Annotated in this window: 19 protein-coding genes; 7 read left to right on the top strand and 12 right to left on the bottom strand. The window is 61.8% G+C overall.

Translation table 11 applies throughout. From position 1 onward, the window contains the following. Positions 1 to 15 precede the first annotated feature (15 nt). From ilvC to mrcB, 6 genes are all read right to left on the bottom strand, one after another. Positions 16 to 1,032 carry a ketol-acid reductoisomerase gene (gene ilvC / locus GGI48_RS20245; RefSeq protein ID WP_007959661.1) on the bottom strand — a complete coding sequence of 339 codons (1,017 nt, stop codon included), beginning with the start codon at positions 1,030 to 1,032 and terminating at the stop codon, positions 16 to 18. A gap of 45 nt (positions 1,033 to 1,077) precedes the next feature. Continuing rightward, positions 1,078 to 1,569 carry an acetolactate synthase small subunit gene (ilvN, locus tag GGI48_RS20240; protein ID WP_016964842.1) on the bottom strand — a complete coding sequence of 164 codons (492 nt, stop codon included), beginning with the start codon at positions 1,567 to 1,569 and terminating at the stop codon, positions 1,078 to 1,080. Positions 1,570 to 1,571: 2 nt separating this feature from the next. Next, complete coding sequence (locus tag GGI48_RS20235) at positions 1,572 to 3,296, bottom strand: acetolactate synthase 3 large subunit (RefSeq protein ID WP_042940970.1); 1,725 nt, start codon at positions 3,294 to 3,296, stop codon at positions 1,572 to 1,574. A gap of 550 nt (positions 3,297 to 3,846) precedes the next feature. Next, positions 3,847 to 4,182, bottom strand: a complete 336-nt coding sequence (locus GGI48_RS20230; protein ID WP_016964844.1) for a YqcC family protein — start codon at positions 4,180 to 4,182, stop codon at positions 3,847 to 3,849. Next, a complete protein-coding gene (locus tag GGI48_RS20225; RefSeq protein WP_047289227.1) occupies positions 4,182 to 4,928 on the bottom strand; it encodes a tetratricopeptide repeat protein in 747 nt (248 codons plus the stop codon). The genes GGI48_RS20230 and GGI48_RS20225 overlap by 1 nt, the downstream gene beginning before the upstream one ends. A gap of 16 nt (positions 4,929 to 4,944) precedes the next feature. After that, the gene (gene mrcB, locus GGI48_RS20220) at positions 4,945 to 7,269 is read right to left on the bottom strand and encodes a penicillin-binding protein 1B (RefSeq protein WP_179599750.1); all 2,325 of its coding nucleotides are present in this window, start codon (positions 7,267 to 7,269) and stop codon (positions 4,945 to 4,947) included. 115 nt (positions 7,270 to 7,384) lie between these two features. On the opposite strand from mrcB, the gene GGI48_RS20215 reads away from it, so the two are divergent. The 4 genes from GGI48_RS20215 (at position 7,385) to GGI48_RS20200 (ending at position 10,700) form a co-directional block, all read left to right on the top strand. Further along, entirely contained in the window at positions 7,385 to 8,941 is a 1,557-nt protein-coding gene (locus GGI48_RS20215) for an AAA family ATPase (protein WP_179599747.1), read from the top strand. Between the two features lie 92 nt (positions 8,942 to 9,033). After that, complete coding sequence (locus GGI48_RS20210) at positions 9,034 to 9,378, top strand: pentapeptide repeat-containing protein (protein WP_016964848.1); 345 nt, start codon at positions 9,034 to 9,036, stop codon at positions 9,376 to 9,378. 229 nt (positions 9,379 to 9,607) lie between these two features. Next, entirely contained in the window at positions 9,608 to 9,880 is a 273-nt protein-coding gene (locus GGI48_RS20205; RefSeq protein ID WP_016964849.1) for a TfoX/Sxy family protein, read from the top strand. A 13-nt stretch (positions 9,881 to 9,893) separates the two neighbouring features. After that, positions 9,894 to 10,700, top strand: coding sequence for a Crp/Fnr family transcriptional regulator (locus GGI48_RS20200; RefSeq protein ID WP_179599745.1), 807 nt, complete (start codon positions 9,894 to 9,896; stop codon positions 10,698 to 10,700). Positions 10,701 to 10,929: 229 nt separating this feature from the next. Here the strand turns inward: GGI48_RS20200 and GGI48_RS20195 are convergent, their stop codons facing one another. The 4 genes from GGI48_RS20195 to GGI48_RS20180 are packed head-to-tail and all read right to left on the bottom strand — an operon-like array spanning position 10,930 to position 14,491. Next, a complete protein-coding gene (locus GGI48_RS20195; protein WP_179599743.1) occupies positions 10,930 to 11,793 on the bottom strand; it encodes a ChaN family lipoprotein in 864 nt (287 codons plus the stop codon). A 21-nt stretch (positions 11,794 to 11,814) separates the two neighbouring features. Further along, entirely contained in the window at positions 11,815 to 12,582 is a 768-nt protein-coding gene (locus tag GGI48_RS20190) for a heme ABC transporter ATP-binding protein (protein ID WP_179599741.1), read from the bottom strand. After that, positions 12,582 to 13,565, bottom strand: coding sequence for an iron ABC transporter permease (locus GGI48_RS20185; protein ID WP_177435199.1), 984 nt, complete (start codon positions 13,563 to 13,565; stop codon positions 12,582 to 12,584). The genes GGI48_RS20190 and GGI48_RS20185 overlap by 1 nt, the downstream gene beginning before the upstream one ends. Before the next feature lie 50 nt (positions 13,566 to 13,615). Further along, on the bottom strand, positions 13,616 to 14,491 hold the full coding sequence (locus GGI48_RS20180) for a hemin ABC transporter substrate-binding protein (protein WP_179599739.1): 876 nt from the start codon (positions 14,489 to 14,491) through the stop codon (positions 13,616 to 13,618). 219 nt (positions 14,492 to 14,710) lie between these two features. Between GGI48_RS20180 and GGI48_RS20175 the strand changes: the two genes are divergently transcribed. After that, positions 14,711 to 15,028 carry a Rieske (2Fe-2S) protein gene (locus GGI48_RS20175; RefSeq protein ID WP_103741793.1) on the top strand — a complete coding sequence of 106 codons (318 nt, stop codon included), beginning with the start codon at positions 14,711 to 14,713 and terminating at the stop codon, positions 15,026 to 15,028. Here the strand turns inward: GGI48_RS20175 and sfsA are convergent. Together sfsA and GGI48_RS20165 are read right to left on the bottom strand one after the other, a co-directional pair. Further along, on the bottom strand, positions 15,025 to 15,738 hold the full coding sequence (gene sfsA / locus GGI48_RS20170; protein WP_179599737.1) for a DNA/RNA nuclease SfsA: 714 nt from the start codon (positions 15,736 to 15,738) through the stop codon (positions 15,025 to 15,027). The genes GGI48_RS20175 and sfsA overlap by 4 nt on opposite strands. Continuing rightward, positions 15,738 to 16,910, bottom strand: a complete 1,173-nt coding sequence (locus GGI48_RS20165) for a pyridoxal phosphate-dependent aminotransferase (RefSeq protein WP_179599736.1) — start codon at positions 16,908 to 16,910, stop codon at positions 15,738 to 15,740. Before GGI48_RS20165 ends, sfsA begins: the two co-directional genes overlap by 1 nt. A gap of 342 nt (positions 16,911 to 17,252) precedes the next feature. Here GGI48_RS20165 and dksA point away from each other — a divergent pair, with 342 nt between their 5' ends. Further along, positions 17,253 to 17,693 (top strand): RNA polymerase-binding protein DksA, encoded by a 441-nt coding sequence (gene dksA, locus GGI48_RS20160; RefSeq protein ID WP_011063504.1) that lies wholly within the window; start codon positions 17,253 to 17,255, stop codon positions 17,691 to 17,693. Positions 17,694 to 17,803: 110 nt separating this feature from the next. Further along, positions 17,804 to 18,700 carry a tRNA glutamyl-Q(34) synthetase GluQRS gene (gene gluQRS, locus GGI48_RS20155; protein WP_179599734.1) on the top strand — a complete coding sequence of 299 codons (897 nt, stop codon included), beginning with the start codon at positions 17,804 to 17,806 and terminating at the stop codon, positions 18,698 to 18,700. Positions 18,701 to 18,717 lie beyond the last annotated feature (17 nt).

Raw genomic sequence — 18,717 nt, 5'->3', positions numbered from 1 at the left:
TGACAAGACTCGAACTTAGTTCTTGGCTTTGTCGACGATTTTGTTGGCACCGATCCACGGCATCATCGAACGCAGTTGCTCACCGATGATCTCGATACCGTGAGCGGCGTTGTTACGACGCTTGGCGGTCATCGATGGGTAGCCAGTAGCACCTTCGCTGATGAACATCTTGGCGTATTCGCCGTCCTGGATGCGCTTCAGAGCGTTGCGCATGGCCTGACGGGATTCCGCGTTGATGACTTCAGGGCCGGTCACGTACTCGCCGTACTCGGCGTTGTTGGAGATCGAGTAGTTCATGTTGGCGATACCGCCTTCGTACATGAGGTCAACGATCAGTTTCAGTTCGTGCAGGCACTCGAAGTAAGCCATTTCTGGCGCGTAGCCCGCTTCAACCAGGGTTTCGAAGCCAGCTTTAACCAGCTCAACGGTACCGCCGCACAGAACTGCCTGCTCGCCGAACAGGTCGGTTTCAGTCTCGTCCTTGAAGGTGGTTTCGATGATGCCGGTACGGCCGCCGCCCACGCCAGCCGCGTAGGACAGGGCTACGTTCTTGGCGTTGCCGGACGCGTCCTGGTAGATAGCGATCAGGTCAGGAATACCGCCGCCCTTGACGAACTCGGAACGCACGGTGTGACCCGGAGCCTTCGGCGCGATCATGATCACGTCGAGGTCGGCACGCGGAACAACCTGGTTGTAGTGGATCGCGAAGCCGTGGGAGAAGGCCAGGGTGGCGCCTTTCTTGATGTTCGGCTCGATCTCGTTCTTGTACAGCTGGGACTGGAACTCGTCCGGGGTCAGGATCATGACCAGGTCGGCGCCGGCAACGGCTGCAGCAACGTCGGTCACTTTCAGACCATGAGCCTCAGCCTTGGCAACAGTGGCCGAACCTTTGCGCAGGCCGACAGTCACGTCAACGCCGGAGTCTTTCAGGTTGCAAGCTTGAGCGTGGCCCTGGGAACCGTAACCGATGATGGCAACTTTCTTGCCCTGGATGATCGACAGGTCGCAGTCTTTATCGTAGAAAACTTTCATGAATTTCCCCTATATCAGGCCGTTCCGGCCATTCGCTAATTTGAGTTAGATGCTCAGTACTTTGTCGCCACGGGCAATCCCGGTGACACCACTGCGTACGGTTTCCAGAATCGACGCGGTGCCGATCGATTGAATGAAGCTGTCGAGCTTGTCGCTGGTACCGGTCAATTGAACGGTATACACGCTGGCGCTGACATCAACGATCTGCCCACGGTAAATATCGGTAGTGCGCTTGACCTCGGCGCGCTGGGCGCCGGTGGCCTTGATCTTGACCAACATCAGTTCGCGCTCGATGTGAGCACTTTCCGAAAGGTCCACCAGCTTCACCACCTCGATCAACTTGTTCAGGTTCTTGGTGATCTGCTCGATGATCTCATCATGACCAACCGTGGTGAGGGTCAGACGCGACAGGGTCGGATCTTCGGTCGGTGCCACGGTCAAGCTTTCAATGTTGTAGTTACGCTGCGAGAACAGGCCGACTACACGAGACAAAGCGCCCGGTTCGTTTTCCAGAAGCAAGGAAATGATGTGCCGCATGATTAAGTACGCTCCGTCTTGCTCAGCCACATATCGCGCATAGAGCCGTCTTTGATCTGCATCGGATAGACGTGCTCGCTGGTATCGACCTGGATATCGAGGAATACCAGACGATCCTTCATGGCGAACGCTTCTTCCATCTTCGGCTTCAAATCCTTCAGGTCCGTGATGCGCATGCCCACGTGACCGTAGGCCTCGACCAGCTTGACGAAGTCAGGCAGCGATTCCATGTAGGAGTGCGAGTGGCGGCTGCCGTAGCTCATGTCCTGCCATTGGCGCACCATACCCAGCACACCATTGTTCAGGTTGACGATCTTGACCGGCAGGCCGTACTGCAGGCAGGTGGACAGCTCCTGGATATTCATCTGGATACTGCCTTCGCCGGTGACACAGGCGACATCATTATCAGGGAAGCTCAACTTGACCCCCATGGCCGCCGGAAAACCGAAGCCCATGGTGCCCAGGCCGCCGGAGTTGATCCAGCGATTGGGCTTGTTGAACTTGTAATACTGCGCCGCGAACATCTGGTGCTGGCCCACGTCAGAGGTGACAAAGGCATCGCCCTTGGTCACTTCACACAGGGTCTCGATCACTGTCTGCGGCTTGATGATGCTGCCGTCGCCCTTGTCGTAAGGGAACAGGCCGCGATCACCACGCCACTCGTCGATCTGCTTCCACCAGCTGGCGACCGTATCCTTGTTAGGGGTCTCGCCGATTTCCTTGAGTGCCGCGACCATTTCCGTCAGGACACTTTCCACAGGACCGACGATAGGCACATCGGCCTTGATGGTCTTGGAGATGGACGCCGGGTCGATGTCCACATGGATAATCTTGGCGTTCGGGCAGAACTTCGGAGCACCGTTGATAACCCGGTCGTCGAAGCGCGCACCAACGGCCAGGATCACGTCAGCGTGGTGCATGGTCAGGTTGGCGGTGTAGCTGCCGTGCATGCCGAGCATGCCGACGAACTGCCGATCGGTACCAGGGTATGCACCCAGGCCCATCAGGGTATTGGTCACTGGCAGATTGAGCATCTTGGCCAGTTCGGTCAGCGGTGCGGAACCGCCACCCAGGATCACGCCGCCACCTGCATAGAGCACAGGACGCTTGGCCGCCAGAAGCATTTCTGCCGCCTTGCGGATTTGTCCGGAGTGACCGCGAACGGCTGGACTGTAGGAGCGCAGCTTGGCTTTCTTGGGAAAAACGTATTCGAACTTTTCAGCCGGGTTGGTCATGTCCTTGGGGATATCGACCACCACCGGACCAGGACGACCGGATTGCGCCAGGTAGAAGGCCTTCTTCATGACTTCCGGGATTTCCGAAGCGTGCTTGATCATGAAGCTGTGCTTCACGATCGGCCGGGAGATACCGATCATGTCGGTTTCCTGGAACGCGTCGGTGCCGACCATGGTGCTGGGCACCTGACCGGAAATGATCACCATTGGAATCGAGTCCATATAGGCGGTGGCAATGCCGGTAATGGCATTGGTCGCGCCCGGGCCGGAAGTCACCAGTACCACGCCGGCTTTACCGGTGGCACGGGCATATCCGTCAGCCATATGGGTTGCCGCTTGTTCGTGACGAACCAGGATGTGGGTCACTTCCGGTTCTTTGAACAGGGCATCGTAAACATGAAGGAGAGCACCGCCCGGGTACCCGTAGATATACTTGACACCTTCGTCACGCAAAAAGCGGACGAGCATCTCACCGCCAGATAAAAGCTCCACGTTGTTCACCTCTAAAACGCCAGAATACCGCCCTCAAAAAGGGAGCGGGTCTTAATAGGTTTACTTCTCAGCAGAGCATGAGCGACGGTGGTCGCCGACTACGTCAGCACTGACTGAGCAAGTATTGGGAGCGCCCCAAAGTGTTGCGGGGTTTTCCCACCCAGCGCGAGGTAACGCGTTGCGGGTGTAGCACTTCGGCGCGGATGTGCGCCTCATGATCTGCTGAGTGGGTCTGCTTCTGGCAGTCCCTCTACAGCGGACTTTGGATTCTTCTGTTTCGTCCTCTTCAAGTCAAGTCGTCTATGTAGTTAATTCGAACTAAGCGCATGAGAACGCAAGAAAAAACCCAAAAACAACCACTGCCTGCACTTCAATTGCGCAATATTCGACAAGCAACTCAGAAATGCGCACCTTGACTTTGGTCATCGACCTATAGACGGGGACGGATCAAGGCGGCCGGCAGAACGGCAGGAAGAGCGCGAGGAAGAGGTAGGGAGGACGCTGCCAGGCAGCTGGAGGCGACTGCCAGGACTCCCTGGCAGTCTCGGATTCAGCGGGTGGCCGTGATGAGTTGATCGAACTCTTTGAGCAACATTCGCAACTGCAGATCGCGCCCCTGCATCGGCCGGGTGGAGAACACCATGTCGGCCATCTCCTGGATACCGGAGGCATTGGGCAGCGGCAGATCCTGCTCCAGGATCACCTTCATGCGCGGCAGGAAGATCCACTGCAGCCACTGCTCGAAATCCAGCGTATCCACGGCAAAAGGCTGAGTACTGGCCAGAGCCTCGGCACTGGGTGCCACCTCGTCCCACAGCCCCTGCACGCGCAACTCGCGCTCGATCAGCAGCAACTGCTCGGCGATCTTGGGAAAACGCACATCCATCACAGCGAGACTCGGGCTTTCTGCCGTGCCTGGGCGGCACCGGCTGCATCACCCTGCTTCTCCCGTGCCTGGGCAATCAACTCCCACAAACTCGCCTGAAGATCGGGACGCCCATTGGCAAAACTCAGACCGCGACGGGCAAACTGTTCGGCTTGCGGAGCATCGCCCTGGGCCATGCGCACCTGCGCCAGACGGTAGAGCACCTGCGGCTCGCGCGGCGCGACACGCTGCGCGCGCTCAAGACTGGAGGAAGCACCGTTCAGATCGCCACTGGATTGCTGTTGCTGAGCCGTGGTCAGCAGCGCCAGCACGGGCCCGTCCAACTGCTCATCGGCCGACAAACCACCGGCCCGGGCCGACGGAATCCCGCTCGGAGTCGAAGGCATGTTGTAGGTGCCCTGATTGATCGGCGCCGACTGATAAGCGCCACCCTCCACCGGCCCAGGGGTAATAGGCCCGGACGTCACAGGCCCCGGAGTGATCGGCGAGCTGCTGATCGGTGCCGACGCCGTTGCGCCACCACCCGGGACCATCACCACCACACCGGAATCTTCCGGGATGGCCTGGGCCTGAGCTTGCGCCGGACGCTTGATGGTCGTCTGGCGAAAGCCACCGGAAGCGGAGATCCGCTCGCTGTTGGACACGGCAGTACCGGAGTCCACGACGGGAATGGAGCCGCGCTGCACGCTGGCGCAACCGTTGAGCAACGCCAGAGCTGTAATAGCTGGAACCCACCACTTGTTCACGTCAAACCCTCATCGCTTAGTTCATCCAGCCCTTGACCCAATCCATCACCGAATCGCTACCTGCCGGGGTTTCACCACCGCAAGAAGCGCCGGGAGGCGGTTCGCTGCCGCGAATATACGGCATCTGCACAGCACCCGGACAGTTGGCATCGGAGCCCTGCCCGGTACGCGAATCAACCCAGGCCTGCACCACGTTGTCCGGCTGCGGCATGTCCAGCGGCAGCGGATCGGCCTTGCGCATGAAACTGGTCCAGACCTGCAGGGCGCCCGTGGCACCGGTGAACGGCGTCTTGCCGTTATCGTCACGGCCCAACCAGACCACCGCCAGCAGATCCTGGCTGAACCCGGCGAACCAGCTGTCGCGCGAGTCATTGCTGGTGCCGGTCTTGCCCGCCAGCGCCAGGGTCTTGGGCAACACGTTGTATACCGAGCTGCCCGTGCCTTCGCGCATCACGCGCTGCATCGCACTCTGAATCAGATAGATCGACCCGGCATCGAAGCGCTGCTGGATCTGGAACGGATAGCGCTTGAGCGGCTCGCCCTCGGCTGTCAGCACACTGCGAATCCCACGCATCGGCGTATTGAAACCACCATTGGCCAGGGTCTGGTACATGGTCGCCACTTCCATCGGACTCATGCCCCCCGCCCCCAGCAACATCGATGGGAAGGCCGGGAACTCGCGGGTAACCCCCAAGCGTCCGAGGGTCTTCAGGACATTCGGCACCCCCACTTCCAGACCGAGCCGAGCGGTGGACAGGTTGTAGGAATGAGCCAGCCCCTGATACAGGAAAATCGTGCCGTGGGAGCGTCGATCGTAGTTCTGCGGTTTCCATACCTGGCCATCGGCGCCCTTCACCGAAAACGCCTCATCGGAGAGCCAACTGGTCAGGGTGTACTGGCTGGGCTTCTCCAAGGCCGTCAGGTAGACCGCCGGCTTGATCAACGAGCCGATCGGCCGCACCGCGTCCAATGCCCGGTTGAAGCCGGCGAAGCTGGCTTGTCGACTGCCAATCATGGCCTGGACTTCACCGGTTTCCGGATTGGTCACCACCATCGCGGCCTCGACATCCTCCGACCCCTTGCGTCCGGCCAGGCGTTTGAAGGTGTCGTTGACTGAGGCTTCGGCCTTCATCTGCAGGATCGGATCGAAACTGGTGAAGATTCGCAGGCCTTCCTCGGTCAAGTCTTCGTCGCGGTAGTCTTCGCGCAACTGACGCTTGACCAGGTCAAGGAAACCGGGGAACGAGCTGTCCGCCAGGCTGCCGCGCTTGGTCACGCCCAGCGGCATCTTCTTCGCCGCTTCCACCTGTTCGGGCGTGGCCACGCCCTGCTGCGCCAGCAAATCGAGCACCAGGTTGCGCCGCTCCAGCGCACGCTCCGGGTAGCGACGCGGGTTGTAATAGGAAGGGCCCTTGACCATGCCCACCAGCAGCGCCACCTGATGCAACTTGAGCTCGGACAACGGCTGGCTGAAGAAGAACTGGCTGGCCAGACCGAAACCGTGCACCGCACGCTGACCGTCCTGACCGACAAACACCTCGTTGAGATAGGCCTCGAGAATCTCCCGCTTGTCGTAATGCAGCTCCAACAGCAGCGCCATCATGGCTTCATTGAGCTTGCGCGACAGGCTGCGCTCGTTGGTCAGGAAGAAGTTCTTCACCAACTGCTGAGTCAGGGTGCTACCGCCCTGACGCATCTGCCCCGACGAGGTGTTGACCCAGATCGCCCGGGCAATCGACTTCGGCGACACGCCAAAGTGCGAGTAGAAATCACGGTCTTCCACCGCCACCAGGGTTTCCAGCAAATACGGCGGCACCTGATTGATCTTGATCAGGATCCGATCTTCGAGGTTTTTCGGATACAGGCCACCGATCAGCAACGGCTCCAGACGGACCACTGCGAGCTTGGCGCCCTTGCTGCCGGAAAGCTCCGCCACATAGTCGCCAGAGAAGCGCACACGGACCGCTTGCGCCTGCTCCAGCCCTTCGTAGAACTGGAAGCCGCGGGTGTTCAAGTCGACGGTATTGCCACTGACCGCCGCAGCGCCGGGACCGTTGGCAACACTCTCGCGGCGGTAGCCCAAGGCATCGAGTTCCGTCAGGAAGTCTTCCTTGCTGAGCTTTTGTCCGACGAACAGCTCCAGCGGCCGGGCATAGACCTTGGCCGGAATGGTCCAGCGCTTGCCGGAGAATTTTTCCTGGACCACGGCATCGAGGTAAACCGCAAAGCCGGCGAGCACCACCAGACCGACCAGACTGAGCTTGAGCGCCCAGCCCAGCCAGCGGCGCAGGCCACCAGAGGGAGTTTTTTTAGCGGAACGGGGGGATCGGGTACGAGTCATGGCGGCGGATTATACGCACTTTATTCATCCTCAACATGCGCCACCCGAGGTTTGCGTTACCCCTGCCAACCGCCATAATGACGCCCTCGATTTTCCCGCCTCTGAAGGATCGCCTGTGAGCCAGTCACTGATCGCCGCCCTGCAAAACCCCGCTCTGTTTCCTCATCCCGTTGAACGGTTTCAGGTCATCGAAACCCACATTTCCTGGGTACTGCTCACCGGCCCCTTTGCTTATAAAGTGAAAAAGCCGGTCAATTTCGGTTTCCTCGATTTCACCAGCCTCGAGTCCCGCGAGCACTTCTGTGGCGAAGAGCTGCGCCTGAACCAGCGCCTGACCCAAGACCTGTACCTGGAAGTCCTGCCGATCACCGGCAGCGCCGAAACCCCAGAGCTGGGCGGTAACGGCCCGGTCATCGAATACGCCCTGAAAATGCGCCAATTCCCACAAAGCCAGTTGCTCAGCACCTTGCAGGCCAACAGTGAACTGACCACGGCGCACATTGACGAGATGGCGCAACAGATCGCTCAGTTCCATCTCAACGCCCCGAAAGTCCCGGCGACACACGAAGCCGGCACACCAGAAAGCGTGATGGCCCCGGTGCGCCAGAACTTCGAACAGATCCGTCCGTTTCTCAGCGACAAGGCCGACCTGCTGCAACTGGAAGCCTTGCAAGCCTGGGCAGAAACCAGCTTCGAGCGCCTCAAGCCGCTGCTGGCGCAACGCAAGAGCGAAGGTTTCATCCGTGAGTGCCACGGTGATATCCACCTGGGCAACGCCACCCTGATCGATGACAAGGTGGTGATCTTCGACTGCATCGAGTTCAACGAGCCCTTCCGCTTCACCGATGTCTATGCCGACACCGGCTTCCTCGCCATGGACCTGGAAGACCGTGGCCTGAAAAGCCTGGCGCGGCGCTTCATCAGCCAGTATCTGGAACTGACCGGCGACTACCAGGGCCTGGAACTACTCAATTTCTACAAAGCCTATCGCGCCCTGGTGCGAGCCAAGGTCAGCCTGTTCAGCCTGCCTGCCGAGGCCACCCCCGTGCAGCGCGCTACCACCCTGCGTCAATACCGCAACTACGCCAACCTGGCGGAAAGCTACAGCACCATCCCATCGCGCTTCCTGGCCATCACCTCGGGCGTCTCGGCGGTGGGCAAAAGTCGCGTGGCCATGCGTTTGGTGGAAGCCCTGGGCGCCATCCGCCTGCGCTCCGACGTCGAGCGCAAGCGTCTGTTCGGCGAGCAGCAGGTGCCCAACGATCCCCACGCCGGCATCTACAGCAGCGAGGCCAGCAGCGCCACCTATGCGCGTCTGCATGAAATCGCCGAAACCATCCTGCGCGCCGGCTTCCCGGTGGTGATTGATGCGACCTACCTCAAGCGCGCCCAGCGGGATGCAGCGGCCAAGGTCGCCGAAGCCACCGGCACGCCTTGCCTGATCATCGACTGCAACGCGCCAGAAGCCGTGATTGCGAGCTGGCTGGCGCAACGCCAGGCCGACCAGAACGATCCGTCCGACGCGACCCTGGAAGTGATTGCCACCCAGCAAGCCACTCGCGAGGCCCTGACCGACGAAGAACTGCTGCGCAGCAAGCGCATTGAAACCAACGAAAGCGGCAGCCTGGATGCCCTGGTTGCCAACATCCGCCAGCGTCTGCCAGGCCTGTAACGACTAATTTCAGCCGTGAAGTGCAAAGACTTCACGGCTGAAAAACAGTGGCACTATACTGGCGTCATAAATCCAACACTGGTGACGTCGCCATGAGCCAACCGAAACTTCTGGATACTCCGCTTTACGCCCTGCTGCATAAAGATGACATCGTCGGCTTCAACCGCGAGCGTCCAAAGGATCGCCCCATCGACATGCGTGGCGGCGACTTCCGCGGCCTCGACCTGCGACAGCTGAACGCCCAGGGCATCGACTTCACCGACGCCTACTTCCGTTCCGCCGATCTGCGCGGCCTGGACCTGCGCGACGCCGCCATGGAAGGCGCCAGCCTGGCCCACGCACAGATCTCCGGTGCCTACTTCCCCGTCGAACTGACGGCTGATGAAATCCTCATGTCGGTCAACTTCGGCACCCGACTGCGCTACAACACCCGCTAAAGTCCCCTGCAATCGCTCTGTCCGGCGCCCTGCTGCGCGCCGGGCTGTGAATTTCCCCCGCTCTTTCCCTCCCCCCGCACAAGGTTCGCATACACCCGCTATCGCGCATTGACCGCCCTGCCTTAGAAGCATTTGCGCCAAACCCGACCAACGAACAGCGCATTTTCTGCTGAGCGCTACACTCCTGTGAGGCTGCCCACTCACCATTCGGCCATCGCCAGGAGGCTTGATGAATGATGAACTGCAACACCTGAAGAACCTTGGCAAGACATCGGCACAATGGCTGCATGCAGTGGGCATCCATAGCGCATCGGACCTGCGCCGCCTGGGCGCGGTGGACGCATACAGGGCGGTGCGCACCCGAGGTTTTCGGGCCTCGAAAGTGCTGCTGTACGCCATTGAAGGCGCGTTGATGGACATGCACTGGAACGAGCTTCCCGCCGAACGCAAGGAGGCGCTGAACAAGCAGTTGGACGCCATTTCCTCTCGTCACAAGAACTGACTGGCAGAACCTTATGTATCTGATGGGGGAGCAACCGGCCTACGCCGATGCCTTGATCAACCGACTGCAAAGTATCCCGGCCCAGTTGCTGGCGGGCCTTTCACCCTGCGGCGCAACCCTGGAAGTTGAACCTGTGGCGGACCTGTCGGGCCTCTTGCCCGCGCATCAGTTGTTCCTGCTGGACAGTGGCGTGATCCAGGCCAGCGTTGAAGAGCGTCCGCTGTTCTACCTGCATGAAGGCGATCTGGTAGGGCTGCGTCGAGGCCTCGAGCACCCGCAGTGCCAACTGAGCTGCGATGCGCCACTGAGCCTGACGCCCTACCTGCGGAGCGAGGTGTTCCGTCACATCTACGCCGACGAACAGCGCTCGGAATGGCTGCTGCAGTACCTGATCGGCCAGAGCGCCCTACTCTGCGATGCCATAGCCCGCCTGAAACCGCCCGAGTTGCGCAGCAACAACGGCTTCAAGCGGGTGGAGCCAGGAGAAGTACTGATTACCCAAGGGGATGAGGCCGATCACGTGTTCGTGATTCTCGAAGGCCATGCCGAGGCCTTTGTCGACGGGCACAAAGTGGGCGACGTGCCCAAGGATGAGATCTTTGGCGCCATGGCGGTCTTCACCGGGGAAAAACGCAGTGCCAGCGTCATTGCCAATGAACCAAGCACGATCATGCTGATCCCCAAGGAGCAGTTTCTCAGCCTGACCCAGAGCAATCCGCGCATCGCCCACAGCCTGATCGAAAGCATGGCCCGCCGCATTGACCTGCTGAACAAGGAAGTGACCCGCCTCATGGCCTTGAACAGCCAGGCCCAGGAATAGATTCACCGAGAATCCAAACGAGCGTTTGACAAAAATGCGCAGGAACCAGAAAAGCCTGGTTGACTTCGAAATGAGAATCGTTATGATTATCACAACTGGTCGCGAGATCAGTCGATAACCTGGAAGACCAGTGGTTCGGACTCTCAGATTATCTCCTCATCAGGCTAATCACGGTTATTTGACCCGGCTCTTGCCGGGTCTTTTTTTGCCCGTGAAACAGTACCGCCGATCAGGGTTTCAGTTGCGCGCAATAATCCTTGGCCGGCTGAGGCGGCGTATACCAGACGTAGTCCGCCGCGGCAGCGGGCACTTCGCTGCCCTGCTCCGCCAGGAGCAACACCACGACTGGCCGACGCAGATCCAGATCAGCCATGTGCAGGGGCACCCCAAGGTCACGGCGCCCATGAAAGGCCCCCGCCAGCAACATGGCCGGCTCTGGCGCCGCCAGCAATCGCTCGGCCATGCGCCGATCCCGTCGCTGCTGCACCGCCAACATCGCCGGCACCTGAGCCTCAGGCAGCAAGCCGCAGTGGGATTCACGAATCTGCGCCGACAACGCCTGGGTCACGGACAAGGCATTGCTCTGCCTTCCATCGAGAACCGGCACCTGGGCATAGATCCGACCTATCTCCTGACGATCCAGATTGGCTGCCAGCAAGGGATAAGGCTGTCTCAGGGCATAGCCCACCACCGGCCCATAGAGCCCCCAATCCCAACCCGGTTGCCAGGCCAACGCCTCGATCAGACCGTCAGGCAAGCGCTGCCCGACCACCTCACGCTTGACCTTGTCGACGCGGGGCTGTTGATCGGGATTGAGCATTTCCAGTAACAGGCTGCCCTGCGGGCGCTCCCTGGCCAGCGAGCGCAGCAGCCAGAGTTGCAAAAGATGATGATCGGCATTGTCGTGCTGCTCGCCGACGATCAGCCGGGGGGCTCGCGCCAGGCGCTCGACCAACGCCTCCGGACTCAGCGCCTGCCCCGTGCGCAGATCAAGGATGCTGCCCGAATCCGGCAGCACGGGCGGCGCTGGCACCGGGTTGCCCTGACAGGCCACAAGCAACAGTGCTGACAGCAGAAGCGGCAGGGTACGCATCAAGGTTCTCCGTGTTCCGGGTCAACGGGCAATGATCAGCGGATGCCCGCGTTCAGGGTGTTTCTGTACCAGAACCTCCAGGCCGAACACCGCCTTCAGCGGCTCGGGTCGCAGCACTTCGGCCGGCACGCCGAGGGAATGAGGGTGCCCGCCTTCCAGCAGCAACACCCGATCACAGTAGCGCGCCGCCAGATTCAGGTCATGGAGAATGATCAGCACCGCGACGCCCCGATCGGCAAATGCCCGAATGGCCTGCAAGGTCACGTGCTGGTGCAACGGATCGAGGGCCGAAGTGGGTTCGTCCAGCAGCAAATGATACCCGGCCTGGCCCGGCCACAATTGCGCCAGGACCCGTGCCAGGTGCACCCGCTGGCGCTCGCCCCCGGATAACGCCAGGTAGCTGCGCCCTCGCAGGTGAGCCACATCGGCGGCTTCCAGGGCCGCATCGACTATCTGCGCGTCACGCACGCGGCCGCTCTGATGAGGCAGGCGCCCCAGCGCCACAACCTCCTCGACCCGAAAGGCAAAATCCAGACTCGACGCCTGGGGCAATACCGCCAGACGTTGCGCCCGCTCCGCCCCCGGCCATTGCGCCATCTCCTGCTCATCCAGCAACACCCGCCCCTGATGCGCCACCAGCTCACCGCTCAAGACCCCAAGCAGGCTGCTTTTACCGGCACCATTGGGACCCAGCACCCCCAGCACTTGCCCGGGCAGCAGTTGCAGATCAATCCCCGCCAGCACCTCTTTACCCCCGCGCCGCACATGCAGGTTCTCGACTCGCAACATCAGGCACGTCCTCGCAGCAACAGGTAGAGAAAGAACGGCGCACCGATAAAGGCGGTGACGATACCGATGGGCAACTCGGCCGGCGCCAGCGCCAGGCGCGCCACCAGATCGGCCAGCAGCAACAGACTGGCCCCCGCCAGGATCGATGCCGGCAGCAGGGTTCGGTGATCCGGCCCCGACAACAGACGCACCAGATGGGGCACCACCAGGCCCACGAAACCGATCATGCCTGCCGCGGCCACGGCGGCGCCCACGCCCAGGGCGGTGCAGAACACCAGCTCCCGCTTGAGCCCCTCGACATCGATGCCCAGGTGCCTGGCTTCTGATTCGCCCAACAGCAGTGCATTCAACGCCTTGGCCCTGCGCGGCAACCACAGGGCCACCAGCACCGTCACCAGCAACAACGGCCACAGGCGCTGATAGCTGGCACCGTTGAGACTGCCCAGGTTCCAGAAGGTCAGGGTACGCAAGGTCGCGTCATCGGCCAGATAGGTGAACAAGCCCACCGTCGAACTGGCCAGGGCGGTCAGGGCGATTCCCGCCAGCAGCATGGTCGCCACGTGAGTCTGGCCATTGCGCCGGCCCAGGCGATAGACCAGCGCCGTGACCCCGAGCCCGCCGAGAAAGGCGCAGAGCGAGAGCAGGTAGGGAGCGATGGCTTCCGGCACGGCGCCGAACATCGAACCACCGACAATGGCGATGGCCGCCCCCAGGGCCGCCCCACTGGATACGCCCACCAACCCGGGATCAGCCAAGGGGTTGCGAAACAACCCCTGCATGGCCACGCCGGACAGCGCCAGCACCCCGCCCACCGCCAGACCGAGCAGGGTCCGTGGTAGGCGGATCTGGCCAAGGATCAACTCGGCCTGCTCCAGCCCCTGCCCATCGATAGGCGCGCCAAGCAGGCGCAAGGCGGCACGCAAGGTGTCGATCAAGGGCAGGCTGACCGGGCCCAGCGCCAGGGACAGCCAGATAGCCAGCACACACAGGGCGCCAAGCCCGAGAAACAGCGTTCGCGGTTTGACCAGGCGGTTCATTGGGCCAGCTTGGCCTGAGGGTAGAACGCCGCCGCCAGGCGTTTCAGGCTATCCGGCAGCCGCGGGCCCAGGCCGCCCACCAGCAAGGTCGGATCCAGCTCCACCACCCGCCCCGCCTTGGCCGCGGCAGTGGAGGCCAACACCGGACTTTCCTTGAACAGCGCAGCGCGGGCCGCGTCGCCACTCAGGCTGCGGTCGGAGAACACCAACACCTGAGGATTCAGTCCAGCCAGGGATTCCGCCGAGAACGGCTTGTAACCGCTATGGGTCGCCAGGTTGCGCGCCCCGGCCTGTTGCAACAGCCAGTCCGCGGCCGTGTCCTTGCCGGCGATCAGCGGCTTGCCTCCCGCGTGCCCCAGCAACAGCAGCACTCCGGGCGCCGCCTGCTGCTCCTGCGCCCGTGCAATCAAGGCCCGCTGCTGCTCAAGACGCTGCTGATAGGCGCTGAACAATTGTCCGGCCTGATCCTCGCGCCCCAGCAGTTGCCCCAACTGGCGCAAAGTACGCTGCAAGGTCGGCAGGTCGGCCTGTGCAGAAAACAGCTCGACCTTGACCCCGGCACTGCGGATCTGCGCCAGCACCGGCGGCGGGCCCATTTCTTCAGTACCCACCAGAATGTCCGGACGCAGGCTGAGAATGCCTTCCGCCGACAGCTGCCTTTGATAGCCGATGCTTGGCAACGACTTGAGCGACTCCGGGTGCTGGCTGGTGGTATCGACCCCCACCAGCTTCGGCTCCGCCCCCAGGGCCGTCACCCACTCGGACAAGGCGCCCCCGGCACTGACCCAACGCTGCGGCAACTCCTCGGCGGCGGCCCACGGGCTCAGCAGCAGTGCGACCCAGAACGCGAGGGCGCTGGCACTCAGGCGCATAAGTAGATTTCCTTTGATAGCAGTGGGGCCCGCGAAGCGACTGTCCATGTGACATGCCAGACCGAACTGGCATCGAAAGGAGCAAGTACCCCGTTCCGGGCGAGGCGGCCATTTGATAATTGTTTTCATTTAGCCGTCAAGCGCCGACATGTTTCATCCTGCCGTCAGCCAGAAACGGTGACCGCCCGAGCCCAGAGCCCCAGGAGCAAGAGGATAGCCATGAAATTTCTTTGCACCGGAAGCGAGCTGCCCGAGGCTGGCAGCCGCGGTTTCCAGCTGCAGGGCCTGAAGCTGTTTGCCGTGCGTCGAGCAGGCCAGGCTTACGTGTATGCCAACCGCTGCCCGCACCGCGGCGTCGCCCTGGAATGGCAGCCCGAGCAGTTTCTCGACCCCAGCGCCAGCCTGATCCAGTGCGCCACCCATGGCGCACTGTTTCTGATTGAAAGCGGCGAGTGCGTGGCCGGTCCTTGCGCCGGCCAGTTTCTGCAGGCCATCGACTGCCGGGAAGACAGCCAAGGTATCTGGGTCGATCTCTAGCCCTGCAACCGCACGTCCAAACGCCGGTCAATGCACACTTCCTGCGCGGTCAGGCGCACGCCGTAGGCCAGTACCTCGACCCCGGCCGCCACCGCTTCGCGCAATGCGGCGGCATACCCCGGATCAATCTCCTCGGCCGGACGCACGGCATCGATGCCCGACAGATTGACGCAGTACAGCAACACCGCACGTACCCCTTCCCGAGCCAGGCTTGCCAGCTCACGCAAGTGCTTGGCACCGCGCTGGGTCACCGCATCGGGAAACGCCGCCACGGGCGAACCGTCGAATCCCAAGGTGACACTCTTGACCTCGACATAGGCTGGGCCATGCGGGTAATCCAGGCGAAAGTCGATGCGGCTGTTCTCCTGACCGTAAGGCACCTCGCGCTTGAGGCCGGTAAAGCCGTTCAGCTCGCTGATCAGCCCGGCCCGCAGCGCCTCCTCGACCAGTCCGTTGGCCCGCCCGGTGTTGACGCAGGCCAGTCGCCCTTGCGGGGTTTCACTGATTTCCCAGGTCCCCGGCAGCTTGCGCTTGGGGTCATTGGAGCGGCTGAACCACACCTGCCCGCCCTCGACCATGCAATTGAACATCGAGCCCGTATTGGGACAGTGAATGGTCAGCAACTCACCCGTGGCGGTTTCGATGTCCGCCAGGAAACGCTTGTAGCGCCGCAACAGACGCCCTTGCTCCAGGGCCGGTTCGAAGCGCATCAGCCTTGCCAGCTCTGCAGGCCGCGGGCAATGCGCGCCACGGCCTCTTGCAGGCGCGCCAGGCTTTGGGTGTAGGCGAAACGCACATGGTGACCGGCCTGATGGCGTCCAAAATCCAGGCCCGGGGTGAAGGCCAGGTGCTCGGTTTCCAGGAAGTGCCGGCAGAAGGCAAAGGCATCCCCGCCAAAGGCGCTGATGTCGGCGTACAAGTAGAACGCGCCTTCCGGCTCCACGGCGATACCGAAGCCCAGCTCGCGCAAGGCGGGGAGCAGAAAGTCCCGACGGCGGCCGAACTCGGCGCGGCGCTCCTCCAGCAGGCTGATGGTCTCCGGCTCGAAACAAGCCAGGGCCGCGTACTGGGCCATGCTGGGAGCACTGATGTAGAGGTTCTGCGCCAGCTTCTCCAGCTCGCCCACCGCCGCCGGTGGTGCCACCAGCCACCCCAGGCGCCAGCCGGTCATGCCGAAGTACTTGGAGAAACTGTTCAGGACAAACGCGCTGTCATCGACTTCCAGAACACTGGCGGCGTCCGTGCCATAGGTCAGGCCGTGATAGATCTCGTCCACCACCAGATGCCCATTGCGCGCCTTGATCGCCGCGGACAGACCCGCCAACTCGTCGCGACTGAGAATGGTCCCGGTGGGGTTCGCCGGAGACGCCACCAGGGCTCCGACACTGTCCTGATCCCAATGGCGTTCCACCAGATCCGGGGTCAGTTGATAACGCACCTCCGGACCTACCGGCACCAATTGCGCCGCACCCTCCACCAGGCGCAGAAAGTGCCGGTTGCACGGATACCCCGGGTCTGCCAGCAGCCAGTGCTTGCCCGGGTCGACCAACAGGCTGCTGGTCAGCAACAGGGCGCCGGAGCCGCCGGGGGTGATCATGATCCGCTCGGGGTCGATATCCAGGCCATAGCGCTGCTGGTAGAACCCCGAGATGGCCCCGCGCAGCTCAGGAATGCCCCGGGCCGCGGTGTAGCGAGTCTTGCCGGCACTCAGCGCGGCCTGCCCGGCCTTGATGATCGGCTCGGCGGTGGTGAAGTCCGGCTCGCCGATCTCCAGGTGAATCACATCGTGTCCCGCCGCTTGCAGCTCATTGGCGCGGGCCAGCAGGGCCATGACATGGAAAGGTTCGATAGCGCGACTGCGCGCACTGTAGGGCAGAGCCATTAGCCTTCCTTCATTACAAGGTGGGGAAGCAAAAAGTCCGATTCTACCCATCCCGAGAAGCCAGGGAGAACCCGGAGCCATTCACGCGGTCTGCTACCTTAGCCAACCGGCGCCAACAGAACCCGCAGATTTGACTAAAATCAATGATTGAACGAACCGTTCAACGGGCCGTGTCAGACTTTTCTCATCTCTATGAGCGATACACGACATAGGCTCGACAACCGGGAGTAGCGCGCTCTGGTTTGATCTGGTAAGTTCGCCCGCTTGCAGCCGCAGGGCCGGCAAGTGTCGGAGATGGAGCAATCCTGCGCAATGGATTACAAGAGTAGAGGCGGTCCATTCATGCCCACCCAAGCAAAGCAACAGATTCAATCGATCAGCGGTTTTGAACCTTATGTTGAAACTGCGGGCGAAGAGTACATGGGCAAGCCCATGCGCGAACACTTCACCAAGATCCTGAACAAGTGGAAACAGGACTTGATGCAGGAAGTCGACCGCACTGTTGATCACATGAAAGACGAAGCGGCCAACTTCCCTGATCCGGCTGACCGTGCCAGCCAGGAAGAAGAGTTCAGCCTTGAACTGCGTGCCCGCGATCGCGAGCGCAAGTTGATCAAGAAGATCGACAAGACCCTGCAACTGATCGAAGACGAAGAATACGGCTGGTGTGAATCCTGTGGCGTCGAGATTGGCATCCGCCGTCTGGAAGCCCGCCCAACCGCCGACATGTGCGTCGACTGCAAGACCCTGGCGGAAATCAAGGAAAAACAGGTCGGCAAATAATCGCCGGCTTAACCTGAAACGGAGCGTACCCACGCTCCGTTTTCGTTTCCGCCGCCCTGTAGGAGCGAGCTCGCTCGCGCAAGCGATCCCCCGGAACATCGTCACCCTTCATGACTGCCTCCACATCCTCCGCGTACATCGGGCGCTTCGCCCCCACTCCCAGCGGCTATCTGCATTTCGGTTCTCTGGTTGCAGCGCTTGCCTCCTATCTTGATGCCCGCGCCGTCGGCGGCCGCTGGCTGCTGCGCATGGAGGACCTTGACCCGCCCCGAGAAGAGCCCGGTGCCCAGGCGGCGATCCTAAAGGCCCTGGAAAGCTACGGCTTCGAATGGGACGGGCAGATGATCCGCCAGAGCGATCGCCACGACGCCTATGCCGAGGTGCTCAACCGCCTGTTCAACCAGGGCCTGGCCTATGCCTGCACCTGCTCGCGCAAACAGCTGGAGCCCTATCACGGCATTTACCCGGGACTGTGCCGCAACCTCGGCCACGCCCAGGACGACGCCGCGATCCGTCTGCGGGTACCCGAACTGGAGTATCGCTTCGTCGACCGGGTCCAGGGCGAGTACCGCCAGCACCTGGGCCGGGAAGTCGGGGACTTCGTGATCCGCCGCCGCGACGGCCTCTACGCTTACCAACTGGCCGTAGTGCTCGACGATGCCTGGCAGGGCATCACCGATATCGTGCGCGGCGCCGACTTGCTGGACTCGACACCGCGCCAGCTGTACCTGCAGGAACTGCTGGGCCTTTCCCAGCCCCGCTACTTGCATGTGCCGCTGATCACCCAGCCGGACGGGCACAAACTGGGCAAGTCCTACCGCTCGCCGCCGCTGACCGAGGATCAGGCCCCGCCCCTGCTGCTGCGTGCCCTGCGGACACTGGGCCAGAAGCCACCGGCCGACCTCGATGGCGCCAGCGTCGCGCAGATAATGGCCTGGGGCATGGCCCACTGGGATGCCGCCCTGATTCCACGCACACTGAGCGTGCCGGAAGCGCAATTGAGCTGACGCCCCTTGCAGCTTGG

The organism is Pseudomonas protegens, assembly GCF_013407925.2.
Lineage (GTDB): Bacteria > Pseudomonadota > Gammaproteobacteria > Pseudomonadales > Pseudomonadaceae > Aquipseudomonas > Aquipseudomonas fluorescens_AP.
The sequence above is the reverse complement of the archived record's forward strand: the minus strand, read 5'-3'. Positions and strand labels throughout refer to the sequence as shown.